This window comes from Denitraticella aggregata (assembly GCF_048158365.1).
Classification (GTDB): domain Bacteria; phylum Pseudomonadota; class Gammaproteobacteria; order Burkholderiales; family Rhodocyclaceae; genus Azoarcus_F.
Map to the genome: position 1 here is coordinate 42625 of NZ_JBLLNL010000006.1, position 20758 is coordinate 63382.

Genomic DNA, 20758 nt, shown 5'->3' on the forward strand with positions numbered 1-20758 from the left:
TTCCCACATGTTCGTACTCGACAGACTCTGCAAGCGCTTCCAGCCCGAGGGCGAGGCCTTGTTCCATGATGTTTCGCTGGCGATTTTGCCGGGCGAGTGCGTCGCGATCATGGGTGAATCGGGCGTGGGCAAGTCCACACTGCTGAACTGCATCGCCGGGCTGGAGACGATAGACGGGGGGCGGATCGAACTCGAGCGTAAGCGGATCGACGGGCTCTCGGACGATGCCTGGGCCGTGTTGCGGCGGCGGCGTTATGGCTTCGTGTTCCAAGCGTTTCACATTCTTCCGCACCTGAGCCTGGCGGACAACGTGGCGCTGCCGCTGTGGTTGCTCGACGAGGACACCGGCAGCGCGCGTGCGCGGGCGTTGGCGATGCTCGCGGCGGTGGGGCTGGGCGGCCGAGCCGATGAGGGACCGGGCAGGTTGTCGGGCGGCGAGCTGCAGCGGGTCGCGATCGCGCGCGCGCTGGTGCATCGACCGGCGGTGGTGCTGGCCGACGAACCGACCGGCAACCTGGACCCGGACCGGGCCGGCGAGGTGCTGGCGCTGTTGCTCGACACGGTGCGCGACGCGGGTGCGGTCGGAATCCTGGTCACGCATTCGCCGGTGGCAGCGCGGCAGACCGACCGGATCCTGCAGCTCACGCGCAATGGCATGCGCGAAGTCGTCGTCGAATGATCGGGGCACTGCTGCGGGTATTCGTCGCCAGTCTGTTCGGGCGCCGGTTGGCGAGCGTGCTGTCGCTGCTTGCAGTGACGCTCGGCGTGGCGCTGGGGCTGGCGGTGCAGATCATCCATGGCGCGGCGCTCGACGAGTTCGGACGCGGCATGCGCCTGCTCGCCGGCGAGGCGGATCTGCAGGTGGTCGGGCCGCGCACCGGCTTCGACGACCGGCTCTACCTCGAGTTTGCGCAGCGTCCCGACGTGGCCGAAGCCAGCCCGGTGCTCGAGATCGAGGCAAGGCTGCCCGGACGCGAGGACAGTCTGCGGATCTACGGGGTGGATCTGTTCCGGGTCGCGCGGGTACTGCCCCTGCTGATGCCGGTGGCCGAGGCGGGCGACGGACGTCTGCTCGCGCTGGAGCCGGGGCGGGTGTTTCTGAGTGCCGCCGCACGCCGGACGCTCGGCCTTGCGGTCGGCGACCCGTTGGTGGTGCAGAGCGGCTTGCGCGAGACCGAACTGGTGGTGTCGGGCGCGGTACCCGGCGCGGCCGAGGGCCAGGCCCTGGCCGTGATGGACATCGCCGCTGCACAGCAGATCTTCGACCGCATCGGCGTGCTGAGCCGGATCGATCTGCGGCTCGCGTCCGGCATCGCGCGTGAAGATGCGCGGCAGGGGATCGGCGCGTGGCTTCCGCCGGGCATCGAAGCGCGTCTGCCCGAGGCCGGTATCGCCGAGACCAGCGGCCTGTCGCGAGCCTACCGGGTCAATCTGACCATGCTGGCCGCGATCGCGCTGTTGACCGGCGCTTTTCTGGTGTTCTCGACGCAGTATCTCTCCGTCGTGCGGCGCAGCCGCGAACTCGCGTTTCTGCGTGCGATGGGGATGGAGCGGCATCTGGTGATGCGCGGCCTGCTGCTCGAAGGGGCGGCGCTTGGTCTGGTTGGCGGACTGCTGGGCATCGCGCTCGCGCACGGTCTCGCGGCGCTGGCCTTTTCACTGGTGGGCGGGGATCTGGGCGCCGGTTATTTCGCGCATGTCACGCCCTCGGCGCGTTTCATGCCGGGGGCGAGTCTGGTCTATCTGGTGCTCGGTGTGGCTGCCGGCGTCGCCGGTGCCTGGTTGCCCGCACGCCATGCCGCTTCGCAGCAACCGGCCCAGGGCTTGCGGGCCGGCAACGAGCGGGACCTGCTGGCGGCGCGACCGCGATGGCGGGCGACCGCGCTGTGTCTGGTGTTCGGGCTGCTCGCGTGTGTGCCGGGGCCGGTCGGGGGGATTCCGGTGTTCGGTTATGTCGCGGTGGCGCTGGTGCTGGCGGCCGCAGTGCTGGCATTGCCGGGGGTCGTGGGCCTGCTGGCCGCGCCACTCAGGCTGTCACCCGGCGTACTGGCGCGACTGGCGCTGGCGCGTGTCACGGCCGCGCCTGGCCAGGTCGTGGTTGCCGGGGCAGGGGTGGTGGCGAGCGTCGCGCTGGCGGTGTCGATGGCGATCATGGTGGGGTCGTTCCGGGATTCGGTGGATGACTGGTTGTCCAAGGTGTTGCCATCCGATCTTTATGTGCGGGCCTCGTCGTCGGCGGCGAGCGGTTTTCTGGACGAGGAGGCGGTGGCCCGGGTCGCGGCAATAGAAGGGGTCGCCGAAGTCGTGCCGGTGCGTTACGACGCGCTGCGTGTGGGCGATTCGCCACTGGCGGTGACGCTGATCGCGCGGCCGACCGCGGGGGGCGATGACTTGCCGGTGGTGAGCCGGGGCACGCCGCCGCAGGGGGAACTGCCCTGGGTGTGGATCACCGAGGCGATGGCAGATCTGCACCGGCTGGCGGTCGGCGACCGTGTCGCGTTGCCGATCGCAGGGCGCGAGGCGAGCTTCGTTGTCGCGGGGGTGACCCGCGATTACGCGCGCCAGCACGGGGCGGTGATCGTCGAGCTGGACGATTATCGCCGGCTCTCCGGCGACAGGCTGACCAACGACCTTGGCGTTCAGCTCAAGTCCGGTGCAGACGTGGATGAGGTCGTCCGGCGCGTGCGCGAGGCGCTCGGCGAGCGGGTCGTCGAGATCTCGCTGCCGTCGCAGATTCGCGCGATTAGCCTCGAGATTTTCGACCGGACCTTTCTCGTCACCTATCTGATGCAGGCGGTCGCGGTGCTGATCGGCCTGTTCGGCATCAGCACCACCTTCGCGGCGCTGGCGACCAGCCGCAGCAAGGAATTCGGCATGCTGCGTCACCTCGGACTGCGACGTGGCGACATCGGCCGGCTGCTGGCATTGGAGGGCAGTGTGACCGCCGCGGTGGGGGTGATGATCGGCACCCTCGCGGGAGGCGCGATCGCGCTGGTGCTGGTAGAGGTGATCAACCGACAGAGTTTTCACTGGAGCATGGATCTTGCACTGCCGCTCGGACCCATCCTCGCCTTCGCGGCGACGTTGGTTGCCCTGGCCGCGGTGGCGGCGAGGCTTTCGGGGGCGCAGGCGATGCGCGGCAGTGCGGTGGCGGCGGTGAGGGAGGACTGGTGATGCGGCGATTGCTGTGCCTGATGCTTGCGCTGGTGCTTGTGTCGCCTGTGGCCGCCGGCGATCGCTATCCGCCGATCGTGCCCGGTAAGGTACTGGCCTTTCCGCAGGACACCGGCGCGCATCCGGATTACCGCACCGAGTGGTGGTACATCACCGGCTGGTTGCGCGACGCAGAAGGTGCGGAGCGGGGATTTCAGGTGACTTTCTTCCGGGTGCGTACATTGCTCGGCGAGGACAATCCCAGCCGCTTCGCGCCGACGCAGTTGATCTTCGCGCATGCGGCGGTGGCGGACCCGGCGCGCGGTCGCCTGATGCACGGCGAGCGGGTGGCGCGCGCGGTCGAGCCCCTCGCGGGTGCCTCGGAAGGTCGAACCGGGGTGTGGCTGGACGACTGGTCGCTCGAACTCGACGAGGACGGACATTACCTGACGCGGGTGCGCGCCGAGGATTTCGCGTTTGCGCTGCGCTTCGATCCGCCCGCCGAACCACTGCTCAACGGTCGTGAGGGCTGGAGCCAGAAGGCGCCGGATCCGGTCAACGCGAGCTACTACTACAGCCGCCCGCATCTCGCGGTCAGCGGGGTGATCGAACTCGGCGATGTCGCGCATGAAGTGACCGGTCACGCCTGGCTGGATCACGAGTGGTCGAGCGAGATCCTCCCCGAGGGTGCTTCCGGGTGGGACTGGATCGGTGTGAACCTGCACGACGGCGGTTCGCTGATGGCCTTCCAGATGCGCGACCAGGCGCATGCATCGATGTGGAATGCAGGTACGCTGGCCGAACCGGGGAGGCCGGCGCGGGCGCTCGCGCCGGACGAGGTGCGTTTCGAGCCGCTGCGCGGGTGGGTATCGCCGCGCAGCGGGATTCGTTACCCGGTGGCGTGGGCCATGCATGCCGGCGGGCGTCGCTTCGAGATCGTGCCGCTGATGGACGACCAGGAACTCGACAGCCGGGCTTCGACGGGTGCGATCTACTGGGAAGGTGCGATCAGGTTGCTCGAGGCAGGTCGGGAAGTGGGCCAGGGCTATCTGGAGATGACCGGCTACGGCGAGCGATTGCGCATGTGAGCATGTATAATCGCGACCTCGCAGGCCTGCCGACCCGCAGATCGGATTGTTCCAATGCCCCGATTTCCGACGGTGGCCGTGCCCAGATGGCGGAATTGGTAGACGCACCAGATTTAGGTTCTGGCGCCGCGAGGCGTGGGGGTTCGAGTCCCTTTCTGGGCACCAATAATAGGCTGTAAGTCCTTGAATAATCAAGGAAATATCCTAGGTCTCCCTCCAGTTGGTGGTAATTCTGTGGTAACTTACCATGCAGATAACCATCGGGAATGTCCTTAGAATGTCCGTTCGTCGTACCTACCTGAGACAGGGTCGCTACTACTATCAGCGAAGTGTCCCCTCAGATCTCCGGGATAAATACCCCTCGAAACTCCTCAAGTTGAACCTAGAGACCTCAGACCCCCAGACGGCTGCTAGGAAGGTCACTGAGCTTGACAGGCGCTACGAGGCTGAATGGTCCATCCTCAGGGGTAATCCTGAGGCATCCCCTAAGGCTACTCGTGTTCATGCCGAGAGGCTCCTAGCTGACCATGGCATTGATCCTAAGGCTCCTGATGAGGATGCTTTAACCATCTTCTTTAACAGGCTGGATGGGAAGCGGGAAGCCTATGCTGCTATAGCTCGCGATGGCTACGCAGGGGATGAGGGGGTCTATAGGGATGCTGAAATAACAGAGTATCTAAGCCCTGTTGAATCCGTAGCAGTGGAACTCCTCGATAAGTCAGGCAAGGACAGGTTAAGTGATGTCCTCAGGTTCTACCTAGAGACCCACCACAAGGGGAATTCTCCGTCAGTTGAGAAGGCTTCCAACGTGGCTATGAATGGGCTGATCACTGCTGTAGGGGATAAGCACTTTGATAAGTTGAATAGAGGGGATGGGAGAACCTATATCACCACCGAGCTTGCTAGGGGGGTGACTACAGGGACAGTGAGGAGGAGGCTGAAGTCACTGAACGCTATCGTTAATGCCTACATCAAGGAAAAGGAGCTAGATAGACGTAATCCCCTATCAGGATTGAAGATCGCTGGAGAGGGGGAGGATACGACTGAACGTCAGCCCTTCAATGCTGAGGAACTGAAGACCCTACAGACCACCTGCAAGAAAGCTGATGATGATATCAGATGGCTTGTAGCTCTCCTCTCAGATACTGGTGCCCGACTGGCAGAGATTGCAGGGTTGGCTATAGATGATCTTGTCCTTGATGATCCTATTCCCCATGTTGTGATTAAGCCTCATCCGTGGAGGTCTCTGAAGAGTAAGGAATCAACAAGGAAGATCCCCCTTGTAGGGGCTTCTCTATGGGCTGCTAACAGAGTGAAGGAAGCAGGGAAGGGTACTGTCCATGCATTCCCTAGGTATATCAAACATGGCCTATGTACTGCAGAGTCTGCCTCAGCCTCTATTGCTACTTGGATACGTTCAAAGGGGATGAACCATACAGCCCATGATCTGAGGCATTCCCTCAGGGACCGCTTACGTGAAGTTCAATGTCCTGAGGAAATCATAGATGCTGTAGGGGGATGGGCATTGCAATCAGTAGGACAGGGATATGGACAGGGATATAGCCTAAGAGTTATGAAGGAATGGCTGGATAAGATTGTTGCTGAAGGGGCTGTAAGCCCTCTATGAGGCCCTAGGAGGGCTTAGGAGGCCCTAGGAGGCCCTAGGACTACCCATCCCTTAGTGAATCATTTAAACGGCTCCTATGGGCCTCTGATGGCTTCCTAGGGGCATCCTAGGTACAGGGGGTCCTGCTCAACTTCTGTTCGTTGAACCACTTGCGAATGTTGCGGGGGTGTGTCTCCGAGGTGTCTAACGGTTGGACACCAGCAGTAGCAAACCACATGGCATTTGCGCGTTGTCCAACGGTTGGACATCGGACTCAGCGAACCACATTCCATCTTCCGGTCACCAGAAGACGCGAACCACATTGCGTTACTGCGGTTGCGGGTGGGTCACCTCGTTATCGGAGGCTCCGACAACGGTCCACAGTCACTGTGGCCCACTGGTCAGCTAACCACATTGCATCTGCTCGGGTGGGTCATCCCTTCAGGCCACATCGTCTCCCCGTCACGGGGCAACGCCGCAAACCACATTGAGTCAGCCCGGTATCGCTACGCGGGGAGGACCGAGGTGACCTTCTGCTCGTTGAACTCTTCCCGGATGCGCCGGGGATGGGTCAGCGTTGCATCACCGTGTTGCAACAGACTCCAGTTATCTGCCAACCACATCGCATCGGAGCGATCATTTCGGTGCATGTCATCGAACCCCTGCTCCTTGCACCACTGGCGGAGGTGATGCGGGTCTGTTATCCCTGCCGGTGCAATCGCTGCTTGCACCTCGGACCAGTCCATAGCAAGCCACATAGCAGCACTGCGGTATTGACTGCTCATGTCCGAGAAGCCTGTGTCCTTCACCCACTTGCCAAACCCTTGGTTGCTGGCTGGTCATCAGAGACCCTCTAGGAGGGCCTAGGAGGCTTTAAACACCTCCTAGGTATCCTTAGGTATCCCCAAGGATCAAACCAGACCAAGCTTTGCTGCTGTAGCCGGGGTAATCCAACGACCATTGATCATGACTACATCGTGACCTGCGGGGGTCTTCTCTACTTCATACCCTGCATTCCTCAGAGCCTCTATAGTAGGAACATTGCTCCGGAAGTATTCATTAGCCAGAGCCTGCAGGGGAGCAACGTTACGACCAAAGATCAATTCCTGACGGGCTTTATGGAGAGCTTCGTACTTCTCCTCAGTGGCCCATTGCCAGAGTTCAGCAGCATCATTGATCCCTGCACGATGGGCTATGTTGTCAGCCTGAGCCTTGAACGCATTATCAACAAAGGTAGCACGTTCCCTTGCATCCTTTTCAGAGATCCCAGAGAGTTTAGCGATCTCTCGGTAATCACGATCGTTCATATTCCCTTCCAACATCTTTGCCAAGGTTGCTTGGTATAGCTGCGGGGGGATGGGTGCAATAGCCTTAGCTACTACGTCGGCAATCTCTCGGGGGAATTCCTCAGCGATGAATGATTCAGCGGTGACCTGTTGAGCCTGAGCTTGTTGCTGGTATTCCCGCTGTTGGATCTGAGGATGATTACTGACTAGTGGAGCCTGTGCGGGTGCATAGCCGGTACTAGTTCCTGCTTCAACATAACGTCCATCCGGGGTCTTTTCGAGGATACCCATGGTCTCTAGGGTACTGACCTTAACAGTGGTTCCTCGGTACTCAACAATGCTATTGGCAGTGACATTGCTAGTCGGGCTACCATGACCATTCCGGGCAGTGGCAAGGATGCCCCCGTTATTACCCGTCAGGCTGGATACTGAGACTTCCATACGGGTAGGGGTGGCTGTTACTTGACCATCACCACCTGTGCGATAGACGGTCCCAACGTTGGATCTATTAGCTTCCTGATGTCGAGTTTCTACGTATGCACCGGGGTCTGTAGGAGCTACAGAGAAACGGATGACTCCACCAGACAGATTCTGGATACCTGCTACAGGACCCTTGTTAAGAGATTCACCCCGAGGGGCTGGGCCATCACTGCCACGGACATAATCTGTATAGTCGCTCATTTTGATTCCTTATTACTTGGGTTAATTGAAAGGTATTGAAAGGCTTGACGTTACAGCCTCTTCCTGCTGTTCCCTTCGCTTCAGGGACTCAACAATATTCACATGGAAACGGGATAGGGTATTCCTGATCCTGTCACCACTCTGCCTTAGCTCTCTAATGGACAGCTTAGGTGATCCCCCCGGTTTCCCTTCTCCGCCGTACTTAGGGAAGGTAGCCAATCGAACAGCATTCCGAATAAGAGCTACAGTCAGTCTCTCGTCATCCGGGAGTCTGTAGGGGTATCTGTGGGAGTAGAGCCAGACAGCGCAGACTTCCACAAGGACATCCATAGCCGTTACCTGTTTGTTATGGATATGCTTGAACAGCCCATTGCCACAGATAGCGTTATCGTTGGATGCCTCGAACATCCATTCATTGAACCAACGGACTACCGTAGTCACTCCGGGGTGATTGGGGTTACTCTCAAGGACTGAGAGAACGTCCTTCTTCTCCTGTTGGTATTCCCTTGACCTTATGGCTCTCCCCAAGGGGTGACCATGTTGGAGATACATTCCATGATGCTGGAAACAGTAACCATCTACAGCTTCAGCATTCTTTGTGCATCCCTGAGCTTTACAAGGGGTACTCCTGTAGGAACTATTCCTAACTTGGAGTGAGGGTTTATTCTTTGATGGCATGGTGGTTACCTAGTCTGGGAAGAAGGGGATATCCATTGAGGAGAGTTCCTTTAGGGACTGCTTGATATCTGCAGTTGTCTCAGGGTCCTTCTTGATATTGTTATCACGGAGGAAAGCCCGTATTACTTCCAACATTCTTGCTGTGTAGTTCCCGTTAGGGGGGTCCTCTAGGTAACTATGGAAGGAATCACATAGCATTCTGTGAAGTTCCTTCAGGTCCTCTCGGGTGTCTTTATCTGCCATTCATCATCCTTGTGAATCTCTCATCCGCTAGTTGTCTAGCATCCGCTAGTTGTCTAGCATCAGCTTCTAGGGGTAGGGTCTTTTTGGCTAAACGTTTAGCCTTACGTGCAGCCCTCTCAGCCTTCAGTTCCTCTTGGAATACTGCGGCTTCCTCTTCAGAGAGAGCACGGGGTTTCATTGGGGAATCCATTAGGCTGTAACCCCTTTCTTGGTCCCTCAGTTGGCTGAAGGTATCCCCGGTATAGGTAGGTCTGACCTTGAAGGGGCTAGGCGCTCCATAGGCTCTCTCCTTGATACTGGATACTTGATCAAGCATTCCCCGGTGATCCTCTTCAGCCTGACCACCAGCTATAGCCATGTCTAACTCATCAACGAGGGTATCTATAGCCCGTCTAACAATGATTGAAGTAGAAACGCTCTGACCATGGGACTTGAACAGGGATTGAATCCAATGGAGCTTGGTTACTGCTAGAGGGTCTAAACGGAATTCTCGGGCTAAAGAAGGACCCCCTGATCTTAGGGCTTGTGTCATGGTTGGGTTTCCTAATGGAATGCTAGAAGGACTAGCTGTCGCTAGAAGGACTAGCTGTCGCTAGAAGGACTAGCTGTCGTAACTCAATGAAATTTTTTAGATGATCTATTCATGGCCCTAAAGGAGCGTAGCTCTCTAAAGGAGCGTAGCTCTCTAGGGGGCTTTAAGGGTCCTAGGACTGTCTAGAGGCTTCCTCCTACTTGGTAGTAACCATTATTGATTATCAACCTTTGGGGACCCTCTAAGGGCTGTCTAGAGACCCCCTAGAGAGCTACGCTCCTTTAGGGACTGCCTACAGAGATCCTCTATGGACCCCCTTAGCACAGACCTAACATTCCTCTTAGGGACCTAAGGAGGACCTTAGGATTGAATCCCTAGATATCTCTAGAGAGACCTAAGGAATAATCTCTTGGATACAATCTTGTTATGTTTAATACCAAGAAGAATGTTTAGATAGACCTAAGAGATCTATAGAGGAATCTAAAGAATCTTAAGAGTGAATTACTAGTTCATCCTTAGATATCTTTAGAGGGGCTTCGCCCCCTTACCCCCGCTACCAGTCCCCCCAAGACAGCCTAAGGGCTGACCATAACTACAAGGAGAACTGTCCTCGAACTCACTTGGGTGCCCCACATCCAAGAGTTCTATGTCCAGATCCTGAGGCTTAGTAATGTCCCCAGAGCCAGCCTGATGGCTGACATAGAGGGGCTAAGGTAGGCTGGAAAAGGTAAAAGCGCGGGTCGTTCCTATCACTGGGAATCCAGCCAATATAGAGAGCTATAAAGCCCCCTATAAGGTCCGTTATATGGGTCTAAACGGAGATGGAACTAACGGCGAAGCCCTGAGGAAACACAAGTTCATCCTTGAGTATCTTCGTCGGGGCTTAGGAGCGTCTCTTCTCCCTGTGGTGAGACTATTGAAATGAGCTATACAGAACAAAGACTTACGAATATATAGTTCAGGGATAAACTATAGGGTATCTGCGTAGTGATAGCGAGCTATAGGAGGGCCTAGGAGGGCCTAGGAGCCTCTGAGAGACTCTATAGTACCTACCCCATTAGGAAATCATTTAAACGGCTCCTAGGGGCCTCTAGTGGCCTTGGAAAGGCATCCTTGGTATTGCTGAGGGATGCTCTATTCCAATAACCCAATAATTGCTTACCTCGCCCCCTCGGACACAAGGGGCTGAACATATCCCTAAAATGGGTAGTAGGGTCCCCAGGTGGCCTATTGGAGACCCCCAAGGGAAGCCTATTCAGTCAGTGTCCTTCTGATGCTGATAACCGTAGCCCTACTAATACCGTAGTCCCTAGCGACCTCAGAGACTGAGGCTCCCCTATTCAGCCTAAGGACGATCTCCCCTTGTTCCTTCTCAGTGGTCTTGCTGGGCCTTCCCATGTGCTTACCCTCAGCCCTTGCTCTGGCCTGTCCTGCTTGGGTTCTCTCAATGATGAGATCCCTTTCAAAGTCAGCCACTGCTGCTAGGACTTTGACCATCAGTTCCCCCGATGATGACGTTAGATCTAGGTTCCCCAGTTGGAGGACTATTAACTTGATACCCCTCTCAGCGAATAGCTTGACCGTGTTCTGAACGTCTATGGAGTCCCTGCCTATCCTGTCCAGCTTAGTCACTACAAGGACATCCCCTTCTTCCATCCTCTCTAGGAGCTTCTGGAAGCCTGAACGCTGGGAGACTGGTACAGACCCTGAGATCGTCTCCTCGATGAATCTCCTAGGATCTACTGTGTAGCCTGCTTGGGCTATCTGTTCCCTCTGGTTCTCAGTCAGTTGTTCAACAGTGGATACACGGGCATAGGCGAAGAGGCGGGGCATGGTGGCAAGTCCTGAGGTGTTGGAAAGTGGTGTGAGTTTCTCAGGGTATGTTAGTAAGTGTCAAGGTATATCTTTATAACAGTCACTATCAAGGTGTTAGAAAGCGGTCACTTTCTTACAGGGGTATCGAGGAGGGAGATACAGAGAGGCGGACAACTGGAAGCCAGCCAGAGGACAGGGAATCTATGAGGACAAGTCTGTCTCTGTGGATATCCTCATGACTCCCCCGGCCTATTCTGCAGGGGTTCGAAGGGGGTGCCGGGGGGTATGTGACTTCGCCCACCCGCGAGAGACACCACAGACATTTTCTTGATTATTTGTTTTTTGGTTGGTGGTAGACTGGTGGTAACTCAACCAATACCATCGGCTAGAGGCCAGAGAAGACGCGGGTTCTAGGGCAGTAGTTTGAGTCCCCTTACCCTTTCTGGGCACCACTGTACGTGCGTCGCGGTGTATCGAGGTTCGTTCCACGCGGCGAACCACTCCACGGGCGACGATGAGGTTTCTGGTTCGACAGGATTGCCGGAAAAAGCGGCTACTCAAAGCGAGCGCAGCGCTGCGTCCAGATCGACTCGACGCTCGTCGAAGGATTCGCGCGGGAACGACACGAGTACGCCCACTCGGCGTGGTCGCCCCGGATTGACGGTGGAAAATTCCACCAGTTCGAGTTCGGAGGCATTCGCGACGTCTGCGCCGACCAGGGTGTTCATCGCGTTCAGGCGCACTGACACACGCTCGGGTTCAATGATGGGGTCCGCTTCGGCAATCGCTGCGAAGGGTAGCGCGTCGATCGATTCTAGATCAGTTTTTCGATCGAACCCACCTTCAACCGTGTTCGGGCAGCAGTCGAGGGGATCAGGCCCGGACGGGCGATCGCGGGGCGCGAAGGATGCACCGGCGCGGACCTGGTAGCGGCGGTCGGGGTCAAGCCGCTCGGTCACCGCCCAGGTCGATTTTGACGTGCACGACACCGTCATCCGTATGCACCTGCATCGGCCATCCGCAACGCTCGAAGACGGCCAGCATCGCGGCATTCTGCGGCAGCGTTTCCGCGGTAAACTTGCGCACGCCGGCATCCGAGGCGATCGTTCCGAGATGCCCGATCAGCAGACGGGCGATTCCCAGCCCGTGGTAGTCCTCCTCGACCACGAACGCGACTTCGGCACTGCTGTCCTCGAAGCGGGCGTAACTCCCCAGGGCGATCACGACCTCCCTCTCCCCGCACTGTACCGTGCCCAGCAGGATCACGCGGGTACGGAAATCGGTTTCACGGAAGCGGTGCAGGTCGGCGGCGGAGAGTTCCTTCTTGGGTGCGAAGAAACGCATGTGGATTGTTTCGGGATCAAGTTTGTGGAAGGCTTCGACCAGCCGGTCGGTGTCGTCCGGACGTGATGAGCGAATGCAGATCTCCACGCCATTTCGCAACGTTTCCGTAACCCGATAATTGCGTGCATCGATCATGAGTGGATGCTCTCCTCGGAAGGGTTGGTCGCCTGCCGACCGGGCGGGGCTCGCGATCCGTCTGAGCCGATTCTACTTGCGATTGCCAGCGGCTTGTCGATTGAGCTCGGTCTTGTGTTTTCGAGCCAGAAAGTCGTGTGGAGGCGCCCGCCCGAGCTTAGCATCACGGAACCGGAGGGTGTCCATTGACCGTTTCGGATGGGCACGTCTATGCTCGTGGGGCCTGTCGAGTGATTCGACTCAGATGAACGGAGAACGGAATGAGTGGGGTATCCAAAGACGTCGGCGCGTTGACGGCCATCGGGGAACGGTTGGTCAAGACGCGACTGCCCCGGGCGCTCGAGATCAAGGAGCGGGTCGATCTCGGAGAGGTTCTGACCGATTACGATATCGGTTTCCTAGAAGAGGTGTTCGAGGACGCCAGAGAGATAGGTCCTATCCTGAGCCAGCATCCGCAATATCATGACATCGCGGCACGCGTGATAGCGCTGTACAAGGAGATCACGACCAAGGCGCTTGAGAATCAGCAGCGTCAGGGGGGTGAGTAAGGCCGGATTGGACGACAGGGTGGAGACGTTCATGCCGAAGAAGCGCGACGATGACAAACGCGACAAACCGGACAAGAACGACAAGGGCATCGTTCAGGGCACAGGCGATCAGCGCTCCGGTGGCAAAGCCGTGCCGCGGACGAAACGCTCCGGCAAGGAGTACGAGCGTCAGTTGGGGAAGCTCCATGTCGAACTCGGCAAGCGGCAGGATTGGGTGACACCGAAGGGTCTCAAGGTGTGCATCGTGGTCGCGGAACGCGATGGCGCCGGCAAGGGCGGCACCATCGAGGTGATCATCGAACGCGTCAGTCCGAGGGCGTTCCGCCTCATTGCATTTCCCGTCCCGACCGAGCGCGAGAAATCGCAGGTGTATGCGCAGCGCTATCTGCCGCATCTGCAGGCCGCGGGGAAAGCTGCCCAAACGCAGGATCGGTCGCTTCAAGGCAATCGATCATCCGTACAAATTGGTGCCCGACCGCTTCTGGTGGCGCTTTGCGCCCGCAGCCCACAGCCGCGACCGGACCCGCGCAAGCAGACCGCGTGACCCGGTCCATCGAGCGCGGTTCTGGCTGATGGCGGTATCTCCCAACCCTTCGTCAGAAACCGCACGTGGCGTAGCGTACGGCATTGCGGCCTATGCGATCTGGGGCTGCTTCCCGCTGTTCTTTTCGCTGCTGCAGGGCATCCCTGCGTGGGAGATCCTGGTGCACCGGGTGATCTGGTGCTGCGTGTTCCTGGTCGCGCTGATCACCGTGTTGGGCCGATGGGACGCGATCGGCGCAGCGCTGTCGCGCCGGCGCGGGTTCGGGCGGGTGCTCGCGTGTGCGCTGCTGATCGGTGCGAACTGGGGCATCTTCATCTACGCGGTCGAAACCCGGCAGGTCCTGCAGTCGAGCCTGGGTTATTTTCTGACACCGCTGGTCAATGTCGCGCTCGGCATCCTGGTGCTGAAGGAACACATGGCGGTGTTGCAGCGCTGGGCGGTCGGGCTGGCCGGGTTCGCGATCGGAATCCAGTTCGTGCTGATCGGACAGTTGCCGTGGATCGCGTTGCTGCTGGCGCTGACTTTCGGCACCTACGGGTTGCTGCGCAAGCAGATCACACTGGACGGGTTGTCCGGTCTGTTCGTCGAGACGCTGCTGTTGCTGCCGCTGGGTGTGTTTGCGCTGGCGTGGTTGCTGATCACCGACGCCTCGCATTTTCTGGACGACGGCATCCAAAGCTTGTTGCTGATGGCCAGCGGCGTCGTCACCGCGCTGCCCCTGATGGCCTTCGCAGGTGCGGCGAGACGCCTGCGTCTGGCGACGGTGGGTTTTCTGATGTACATCAACCCGACCATGCAGTTCCTCACCGCGCTGGTCATCTTCAAGGAACCGCTGTCCCCGGTGCAGTTGATCAGTTTCGTGATGATCTGGGCCGCACTCGCGCTCTACTCGTGGTCGGCCTGGCGAACGCACCGGCGGGGTTCGGCGGCGTGATTCGACCGCCTTTGGGCGTCATACCTGCAGGTGGTCGAGCAGTTCCCGCTCGATCTTGAGCACATGGGCGTCCTGCGACAGACCGCGCCCGGTCAGCAGGAAGGTGTCTTCGGCGCGTTCGCCGAGGGTCGCGATCTTTGCCGTATGCAGGACGATGCCGTTGCGTGCGAGCACCTCGGCGACGCCGTAGAGCAGACCGGGCCGGTCCGCCGCGGTCAGGGACAGGATGTGGTGTTTGCCGGCCTCGTCCGGCCGGATGCTGACCTGCGGCGTGATCGGAAAATGCCTGACGTGCCTGGACAAGCGGCCGCCGCTCGGCTGGTCGGGTACGCCGGTCTTGCTCAGGCGGTCGGTCAGTTCATGCTCGATCAGTGTGACGATGTCGCGATACTGGGCACGGTTGCCCGGGTCCTGCAGCATGAAGCTGTCCAGTGCGTAGCCGTGGCGGGTCGTGTGGACCTTTGCGTCCAGAATGGAGAGACCACGCCGACCGAAGTAGCCGGTCAGGCGTACGAACAGATCCTTCTGGTCGCGCGTGAACACCATCACCTGCAGACCCTGGTCCTCTTCGGAGACCCTGGCCTTGATGACCGGAACGTCGGACTCGGTACGATAGTAGAGAACGCGCGTATGCCACGCGATCTCTTCGGCCGAGTTGCGCATGAAATACACGGCATCGAGCTGGTTCCACAGCGTCTCTTCGATGCCCGGGCGCAGACCGTAGTAGCGTAACAGGCGGCGGGCGTCTTCCTGTCGGTCGTCCAGTCCGAGCGCCTGCTGCGGGGTCGCGCCACGCAACAGGCGCTGCGTGGCGAAGAACAGATCCTCGAGCAATTTGCCTCGCCAGCCGTTCCAGACCTTGGGGCTGGTGCCGCGTATGTCCGCATGCGTGAGCAGGTAGAGCGCAGTCAGGCGTCGCTCGGTATGGACGTGCTCGGCGAAGCGCTGGACCACCTCGGGGTCGGAGGTGTCCTGCTTTTGTGCAACGTGCGACATCGCCAGGTGATGCTCGACCAGCCATACGACCAGATCCCGGTCTTCCGGGTCCAGACCATGCTGTTCGCAGAACACGCGCGCATCGATCATGCCAAGCTTGGAGTGGTCGCCGCCACGGCCCTTGGCGATGTCGTGAAACAGCGCGGCGATGTAGAGCAGCCAGTGACGTTCGAACCCGAGGATCAGGCGCGTCATCAGCGGGTATTCGTGCGCATGCTTGCCCATCGTGAAGCGCCGCACATTGCGCAGGACCATCAGGATGTGCTGATCGACCGTATAGACATGGAACAGGTCATGCTGCATCTGGCAAACGATCCGGCGCCAGGGCGCGATATAGCGGCTCAGGATGCCGTACTGGTTCATCCGCCGGAACTCGTGCACGATACCGCGCTTCTGCTGCAGGATCTGCATGAACATGGCCTTGTTGACCGGGTTGGCCCTGAAGGCGGCATTGATCCGGTTGCGATTGAGCCACAGCGTCCTCAGCGTGCGTGCAGTCATGCCCTTGAGTTCGGAGCGCTGCTGCAGCAGCAGGAAGCATTCCAGCAGCGCGGACGGATGGCGTTCGAATATCCAGTCATGGCGGACATCGAGCAGTTCGCGCACGGCCTGGAAGCGCTCGTTGATGACGATCGCAGCGCCGCCGCGGTCCGGGAAAATGACCGTGCCGTAGTTCTGCAGCAGAATCGTATTGATCTGAGTGAGCTTCTTCGCGGTGAGGTAATAGCGCTGCATCATCACCTCGGAGGCCCGCTTGGCCGCGGTCGCATTGACGCCCATGCGCTGCGCCAGGTTCTCCTGGTAATCGAACAGCAACCTGTCCTCGCCGCGTTCGGTGAGATAGTGCAGCCGTATCCGGATGTGCTGCAGGAAGCGCTCGATGCTACGCAGGTCGCTCGCTTCCTCGCCGGTGATCAGCCGCTTCCTCGCCAGCTCGCGCCAGTTCTTGCCGAGGCCCGCGGCCCTCGCGATCCAGCCCAGCATCTGCAGGTCCCGCAGACCGCCCGGGCTTTCCTTGCAGTTCGGCTCCAGCGAGTAGGGGGTGTCGTTGAAGCGGGCGTAGCGCTGCTCCTGCTCGAGCTTCTTGGCCTTGAAGAACGCGCGTACGTCCAGGGTCTCGCGCAAGCGTTCGGCGAATGCGTCGAACAACGCGCGGTTGCCGTACAGCAGGCGAGCTTCGAGCAGGTTCGTCTGTATCGTGACGTCCTCGGTGGCAGCACTGATGCATTCGTCCAGTGTCCTCACGCTCTGTCCGATCTCGAGCCCGACATCCCACAGGGCCCCGATCAGATCGGACACCCTCGTCTGAGTGTCCCGGTCGGCCGGTTCGTGCAGCAGGATCATCAGGTCGACGTCGGAATGTGGGAACAGCTCGCCACGCCCGTAGCCGCCAACCGCGATCAGCGCCGCGTCCTCCGGCAGCCCCAGGGCCTGCCACAGTTCGACGATCACACTGTCGACCAGCGCTGCCCGCCCCTTCAGCATCTTGGACGTCGATGGGCGCGCCTCATAGGCGGACCGGATCTCGGCCGTGCCCGCGGCGAGGCGCTCGCGCGCCTGCGCGATCAGCCCATGCTCGAAGGAGATGCGGCCGGACACCGTCATCGTCGCTTAGCCGAACAGATGGGCAAACGCGGCCGGTGGAGGCGGGCAGTCGGCCGAGCGGGTCAGGACCTCCGCGCCGCCGTCGGTCACCAGAATGGTGTGCTCGAACTGCGCAGACAGGCTACGATCCTTGGTGACGATGGTCCAGCCGTCCGGCAGTTCCGAAATCGCCGCCTTGCCGGCATTGATCATCGGTTCGATGGTGAAGGTCATGCCGGGGACGAGCTCGACACCGGTCCCCGGTTTGCCGTAATGCAGCACCTGGGGATCCTCGTGGAAGCGGGCGCCGATTCCATGGCCGCAGAACTCCCGAACGACGGAGAACCCGCTGCCCTCGGCGTGTTTCTGGATTGCATGGCCGATATCGCCGAGCCGTGCCCCCGGCCGCACTGCCGCGATGCCGATCCACAGACATTCGAACGTGACATGGCAAAGACGCTTCGCGAGGATGCTCGTGCCCGCCTCGCCACCCACCAGGAACATGCGGCTGGTATCGCCGTGGTAGCCGTCCTTGATGACCGTGATGTCGAGGTTGACGATGTCCCCCCTCTTCAACGCCTTGGGGCCCGGAATCCCGTGGCAGACCTGATGATTGACCGAGGAGCAGATCGACTTCGGATATGGGGTGTATCCAGGCGGCGCATAATTCAGCGGTGCGGGGATGGTGTGCTGCACGTTCACCATGTAGTCGTGACAGAGCCGATCCAGTTCTTCGGTGGTCACGCCGGGCTGTACGAACGGGGTGACATGATCGAGCACCTCGGAGGCAAGCCTGCCCGCGACACGCATTTTCTCGATCTCTTCAGGAGTTTTTGCTTTGATGCTCATCGTGGTCTTGTGGGGTCGGATAGATTGGGTTCTTGGTGGCGGTTTTCGGTTGCGCTGCTACCGGTTCTCAGCCTTGAGTATACACGGCCTCTGAAGCTATAATCGCAGGCTTGTCCGCTTCAAGTTGGCGGGCAAAATCCACACGCCAGGCAATGTTCCGGAAGGGTCTGCGGTGAACGGTGCGGCTGACGGGTTCGACTGAGGCGTCATTTCAGGAGTTTCCGGCAGGCTCGCCGACCGTGGTTCGGATTGCGCAGGCAATCATGCCGGGCGGAGGTCAAACCCTTTGAAATATTGGAGTACTACATGTCGGTAACAATGCGCCAGATGCTCGAGGCGGGCGTGCACTTCGGTCACCAGACCCGTTTCTGGAATCCTCGCATGGCCCCTTACATTTTCGGTCAGCGTAACAAGATTCATATCGTCAACCTCGAAAAGACCATGGTCAAGTATCTCGAAGCCATGGACTACATCCGCAAGCTGTCTGCCAATCGCGGCACCGTACTGTTCGTCGGCACCAAACGCCAGGCCCGTGAGATCGTTGCCGAAGAGGCGCGGCGCGCCGGAATGCCGTTTGTCGATGAGCGCTGGCTGGGCGGCATGCTGACCAACTTCAAGACGGTCAAGCAGTCGATCAAGCGCCTGAAGGAAATGGAAGTGATGGCCGAAGACGGTTCCTTCGACCGCCTTTCCAAGAAGGAGGCGCTGATGGCGTCCCGCGAAATGGGAAAGCTGCAGAAGAGCATCGGCGGCATCAAGGACATGGGCGGCCTGCCCGACGCGATCTTCATCATCGATGTGGGTTACCACAAGATCGCGATCACCGAAGCCCAGAAGCTGGGCATTCCGGTGGTGGCCATCGTCGATACGAACCATTCCCCGGAAGGCGTGGATTACGTGGTGCCGGGTAACGACGACTCCTCGCGTGCGATCCGCCTGTACGCGCGTGGTGTGGCCGATGCGGTGCTCGAGGGCCGCAGCATGGCATTGCAGGACATGGTCGCTGCCGGCAGTGACGAATTTGTCGAGGTCCAGGAAGAATCCAGCGACGAGCAGGTCTGAGTGTCCGTCCGGGGCGCGGCCCCGGACGTTGAATCAAGAAAACAGCAATACAGGAGTCAGCATGGCGGCAATTACCGCAAGCATGGTCAAGGAACTGCGCGAGAAGACCGACGCGCCGATGATGGAATGCAAGAAGGCACTGACCGAAGCGGACGGTGACCTGGCCAAGGCCGAGGAGATTCTCCGTGTCAAGCTCGGCAACAAGGCGTCCAAGGCCGCAACCCGCGTGACCGCCGAAGGCATCGTCGGCACCTATCTTTCGGGTGACGGCAAGCTGGCCGCGATGGTCGAACTGAACTGCGAGACCGACTTCGTCGCGAAGAACGACGATTTCATCGGCTTGGCCGCACAGCTGGCCGAGCTGGTCGCACAGAAGAGTCCGTCCGACGTGGCTGCCTTGTCGGCGCTGGAGATTGGCGGGCAGAGCGTCGAGGCGATTCGCACCGCGCTGATCGGCAAGATCGGCGAGAACATGAGCATCCGTCGTTTCGCGCGCATCGAAGCCAAGGGGCAGGTTGCGAACTATGTGCACGCGGGCGCCCGGATCGGCGTGCTTGTCGATGTAGTCGGCGGCGACGAACAACTGGGCAAGGATCTGGCCATGCATATCGCGGCCTCCAAGCCGAAGTCGCTCGATGCATCCGGCGTGTCGCAGGATCTGATCGAGGCCGAACGCCGCATCGCGATCGAGAAGGCGCGCGAAGCGGGCAAGCCGGACGCGATGCTGGACAAGATCGCCGATGGCACCGTCCAGAAGTTCCTGAAGGAAGTCACGCTGCTGGGCCAGCCCTTCGTGAAGGACGACAAGCAGACCATCGATGCGCTGCTCAAGGCCAGGAGCGCCTCGGTTGCCGGTTTCGTGCTGTACATCGTCGGCGAAGGTATCGAGAAGAAGGTGAGCGACTTTGCCGCGGAGGTGGCCGAGCAGGCTGCCGCTGCTGCGCAAAAGTAGGGAGTCGTCATGACGGCCGCCGCCTACACGCGCATCATGCTCAAACTGTCCGGTGAAGCCCTGATGGGCGAGGACGCCTACGGTATCAACGAGGGTGTGGTCGCCCGCATCGTGTCGGAGATCGCGGAGGTGACCGAGCTGGGCGTGCAGGTCGGAGTCGTGATCGGGGGTGGCAACATCTTCCGTGGCATGAAGGGTGCGTCGTCCGGCATGGACCGGGCGACCGCCGACTACATGGGCATGCTGGCCACCGTGATGAATGCGATGGCGTTGTCTGATGCGATGAAGCGTGCCGGGCTCGAGGCACGGGTGCAGTCGGCGCTGCGCATCGACCAGGTCGTCGAGCCCTACATCCGCGGACGCGCGATACGCCACCTGGAAGAAGGGCGCATCGTGATATTTGCGGCTGGAACCGGCAATCCGTTCTTCACCACCGACACCGCGGCGGCTCTGCGCGGCTCGGAGATGGGTGCGCAGATCGTGCTCAAGGCCACCAAGGTGGACGGAGTGTACAGCGCGGATCCAAAAAAGGATCCGGACGCGCAGCGCTACCACCGGATCAGCTTCGACGAGGCGATCGGGCGCAATCTGGCGGTGCTCGACTCGACCGCGTTTGCGCTTTGCCGCGATCAGAAACTTCCGATCAATGTGTTCTCGATATTCAAGCCCGGGGCGCTCAAGCGCGTGGTACTGGGTGAGGACGAGGGCACGCTGGTCCATTCCTGAGG

The 20758-nt window shown here is 59.8% G+C and carries 19 protein-coding genes and 1 tRNA gene; 11 read left to right on the forward strand and 9 right to left on the reverse strand.

Annotated features, from left to right (window positions below; translation table 11 throughout):
- Positions 1-7: 7 nt before the first annotated feature.
- The 5 genes from ACKVEX_RS09015 (at position 8) to ACKVEX_RS09035 (ending at position 5868) form a co-directional block, all read left to right on the forward strand.
- On the forward strand, positions 8-679 hold the full coding sequence (locus tag ACKVEX_RS09015; RefSeq protein ID WP_473215384.1) for an ABC transporter ATP-binding protein: 672 nt from the start codon (positions 8-10) through the stop codon (positions 677-679).
- Complete coding sequence (locus tag ACKVEX_RS09020; protein ID WP_473215385.1) at positions 676-3174, forward strand: FtsX-like permease family protein; 2499 nt, start codon at positions 676-678, stop codon at positions 3172-3174. The genes ACKVEX_RS09015 and ACKVEX_RS09020 overlap by 4 nt, the downstream gene beginning before the upstream one ends.
- On the forward strand, positions 3174-4241 hold the full coding sequence (locus tag ACKVEX_RS09025) for a lipocalin-like domain-containing protein (protein ID WP_473215386.1): 1068 nt from the start codon (positions 3174-3176) through the stop codon (positions 4239-4241). Before ACKVEX_RS09020 ends, ACKVEX_RS09025 begins: the two co-directional genes overlap by 1 nt.
- Before the next feature lie 80 nt (positions 4242-4321).
- Positions 4322-4406, forward strand: a tRNA-Leu gene (locus tag ACKVEX_RS09030).
- 82 nt (positions 4407-4488) lie between these two features.
- Complete coding sequence (locus tag ACKVEX_RS09035) at positions 4489-5868, forward strand: phage integrase (RefSeq protein ID WP_473215387.1); 1380 nt, start codon at positions 4489-4491, stop codon at positions 5866-5868.
- A 485-nt stretch (positions 5869-6353) separates the two neighbouring features.
- Here the strand turns inward: ACKVEX_RS09035 and ACKVEX_RS09040 are convergent, their stop codons facing one another.
- The 7 genes from ACKVEX_RS09040 to ACKVEX_RS09070 all read right to left on the reverse strand — a co-directional run bounded on the left by ACKVEX_RS09040 (position 6354) and on the right by ACKVEX_RS09070 (position 12561).
- Complete coding sequence (locus ACKVEX_RS09040; RefSeq protein ID WP_473215388.1) at positions 6354-6632, reverse strand: hypothetical protein; 279 nt, start codon at positions 6630-6632, stop codon at positions 6354-6356.
- Positions 6633-6758: 126 nt separating this feature from the next.
- Positions 6759-7814 carry a hypothetical protein gene (locus ACKVEX_RS09045; protein ID WP_473215389.1) on the reverse strand — a complete coding sequence of 352 codons (1056 nt, stop codon included), beginning with the start codon at positions 7812-7814 and terminating at the stop codon, positions 6759-6761.
- A 687-nt stretch (positions 7815-8501) separates the two neighbouring features.
- A complete protein-coding gene (locus tag ACKVEX_RS09050) occupies positions 8502-8735 on the reverse strand; it encodes a hypothetical protein (protein ID WP_473215390.1) in 234 nt (77 codons plus the stop codon).
- On the reverse strand, positions 8725-9267 hold the full coding sequence (locus ACKVEX_RS09055; protein WP_473215391.1) for a hypothetical protein: 543 nt from the start codon (positions 9265-9267) through the stop codon (positions 8725-8727). Before ACKVEX_RS09055 ends, ACKVEX_RS09050 begins: the two co-directional genes overlap by 11 nt.
- Before the next feature lie 1251 nt (positions 9268-10518).
- Complete coding sequence (locus ACKVEX_RS09060; RefSeq protein ID WP_473215392.1) at positions 10519-11100, reverse strand: recombinase family protein; 582 nt, start codon at positions 11098-11100, stop codon at positions 10519-10521.
- Between the two features lie 539 nt (positions 11101-11639).
- On the reverse strand, positions 11640-12041 hold the full coding sequence (locus ACKVEX_RS09065) for a hypothetical protein (RefSeq protein WP_473215393.1): 402 nt from the start codon (positions 12039-12041) through the stop codon (positions 11640-11642).
- Complete coding sequence (locus tag ACKVEX_RS09070; RefSeq protein ID WP_473215394.1) at positions 12025-12561, reverse strand: GNAT family N-acetyltransferase; 537 nt, start codon at positions 12559-12561, stop codon at positions 12025-12027. Before ACKVEX_RS09070 ends, ACKVEX_RS09065 begins: the two co-directional genes overlap by 17 nt.
- A 260-nt stretch (positions 12562-12821) precedes the next feature.
- Between ACKVEX_RS09070 and ACKVEX_RS09075 the strand changes: the two genes are divergently transcribed.
- Genes ACKVEX_RS09075 through rarD form a run of 3 tightly spaced genes read left to right on the forward strand, consistent with a single transcriptional unit; the run spans position 12822 to position 14587 of the window.
- Positions 12822-13109 (forward strand): hypothetical protein, encoded by a 288-nt coding sequence (locus ACKVEX_RS09075; RefSeq protein WP_473215395.1) that lies wholly within the window; start codon positions 12822-12824, stop codon positions 13107-13109.
- Positions 13110-13140: 31 nt separating this feature from the next.
- On the forward strand, positions 13141-13653 hold the full coding sequence (locus tag ACKVEX_RS09080; protein WP_473215396.1) for a polyphosphate kinase 2 family protein: 513 nt from the start codon (positions 13141-13143) through the stop codon (positions 13651-13653).
- Positions 13654-13681: 28 nt separating this feature from the next.
- The gene (gene rarD / locus ACKVEX_RS09085) at positions 13682-14587 is read left to right on the forward strand and encodes an EamA family transporter RarD (RefSeq protein WP_473215397.1); all 906 of its coding nucleotides are present in this window, start codon (positions 13682-13684) and stop codon (positions 14585-14587) included.
- 18 nt (positions 14588-14605) lie between these two features.
- Here the strand turns inward: rarD and ACKVEX_RS09090 are convergent, their stop codons facing one another.
- Together ACKVEX_RS09090 and map are read right to left on the reverse strand one after the other, a co-directional pair.
- Positions 14606-17188: a [protein-PII] uridylyltransferase gene (locus ACKVEX_RS09090; RefSeq protein WP_473215398.1), complete on the reverse strand. Its 2583-nt coding sequence runs from the start codon at positions 17186-17188 to the stop codon at positions 14606-14608.
- Positions 17189-17194: 6 nt separating this feature from the next.
- Entirely contained in the window at positions 17195-18016 is an 822-nt protein-coding gene (gene map / locus ACKVEX_RS09095; RefSeq protein ID WP_473215399.1) for a type I methionyl aminopeptidase, read from the reverse strand.
- A gap of 306 nt (positions 18017-18322) precedes the next feature.
- On the opposite strand from map, the gene rpsB reads away from it, so the two are divergent.
- From rpsB to pyrH, 3 genes are all read left to right on the forward strand, one after another.
- Positions 18323-19078: a 30S ribosomal protein S2 gene (gene rpsB / locus ACKVEX_RS09100; RefSeq protein ID WP_473215400.1), complete on the forward strand. Its 756-nt coding sequence runs from the start codon at positions 18323-18325 to the stop codon at positions 19076-19078.
- A gap of 61 nt (positions 19079-19139) precedes the next feature.
- Positions 19140-20030, forward strand: coding sequence for a translation elongation factor Ts (tsf, locus tag ACKVEX_RS09105; protein ID WP_473215401.1), 891 nt, complete (start codon positions 19140-19142; stop codon positions 20028-20030).
- Between the two features lie 9 nt (positions 20031-20039).
- On the forward strand, positions 20040-20756 hold the full coding sequence (gene pyrH / locus ACKVEX_RS09110) for a UMP kinase (RefSeq protein WP_473215402.1): 717 nt from the start codon (positions 20040-20042) through the stop codon (positions 20754-20756).
- Positions 20757-20758 lie beyond the last annotated feature (2 nt).

Excerpts from the sequence above, each read along its gene's own strand:
- ACKVEX_RS09015 (WP_473215384.1), top strand. The coding sequence starts at position 8 with ATGTTCGTACTCGACAGACTCTGCAAGCGCTTCCAGCCCGAGGGCGAG.
- ACKVEX_RS09020 (WP_473215385.1), top strand. The coding sequence starts at position 676 with ATGATCGGGGCACTGCTGCGGGTATTCGTCGCCAGTCTGTTCGGGCGC.
- ACKVEX_RS09025 (WP_473215386.1), top strand. The coding sequence starts at position 3,174 with ATGCGGCGATTGCTGTGCCTGATGCTTGCGCTGGTGCTTGTGTCGCCT.
- ACKVEX_RS09035 (WP_473215387.1), top strand. The coding sequence starts at position 4,489 with ATGCAGATAACCATCGGGAATGTCCTTAGAATGTCCGTTCGTCGTACC.
- ACKVEX_RS09040 (WP_473215388.1), bottom strand. The coding sequence starts at position 6,632 with ATGAGCAGTCAATACCGCAGTGCTGCTATGTGGCTTGCTATGGACTGG.
- ACKVEX_RS09045 (WP_473215389.1), bottom strand. The coding sequence starts at position 7,814 with ATGAGCGACTATACAGATTATGTCCGTGGCAGTGATGGCCCAGCCCCT.
- ACKVEX_RS09050 (WP_473215390.1), bottom strand. The coding sequence starts at position 8,735 with ATGGCAGATAAAGACACCCGAGAGGACCTGAAGGAACTTCACAGAATG.
- ACKVEX_RS09055 (WP_473215391.1), bottom strand. The coding sequence starts at position 9,267 with ATGACACAAGCCCTAAGATCAGGGGGTCCTTCTTTAGCCCGAGAATTC.
- ACKVEX_RS09060 (WP_473215392.1), bottom strand. The coding sequence starts at position 11,100 with ATGCCCCGCCTCTTCGCCTATGCCCGTGTATCCACTGTTGAACAACTG.
- ACKVEX_RS09070 (WP_473215394.1), bottom strand. The coding sequence starts at position 12,561 with ATGATCGATGCACGCAATTATCGGGTTACGGAAACGTTGCGAAATGGC.
- ACKVEX_RS09075 (WP_473215395.1), top strand. The coding sequence starts at position 12,822 with ATGAGTGGGGTATCCAAAGACGTCGGCGCGTTGACGGCCATCGGGGAA.
- ACKVEX_RS09080 (WP_473215396.1), top strand. The coding sequence starts at position 13,141 with ATGCCGAAGAAGCGCGACGATGACAAACGCGACAAACCGGACAAGAAC.
- rarD (WP_473215397.1), top strand. The coding sequence starts at position 13,682 with ATGGCGGTATCTCCCAACCCTTCGTCAGAAACCGCACGTGGCGTAGCG.
- ACKVEX_RS09090 (WP_473215398.1), bottom strand. The coding sequence starts at position 17,188 with ATGACGGTGTCCGGCCGCATCTCCTTCGAGCATGGGCTGATCGCGCAG.
- map (WP_473215399.1), bottom strand. The coding sequence starts at position 18,016 with ATGAGCATCAAAGCAAAAACTCCTGAAGAGATCGAGAAAATGCGTGTC.
- rpsB (WP_473215400.1), top strand. The coding sequence starts at position 18,323 with ATGTCGGTAACAATGCGCCAGATGCTCGAGGCGGGCGTGCACTTCGGT.
- tsf (WP_473215401.1), top strand. The coding sequence starts at position 19,140 with ATGGCGGCAATTACCGCAAGCATGGTCAAGGAACTGCGCGAGAAGACC.
- pyrH (WP_473215402.1), top strand. The coding sequence starts at position 20,040 with ATGACGGCCGCCGCCTACACGCGCATCATGCTCAAACTGTCCGGTGAA.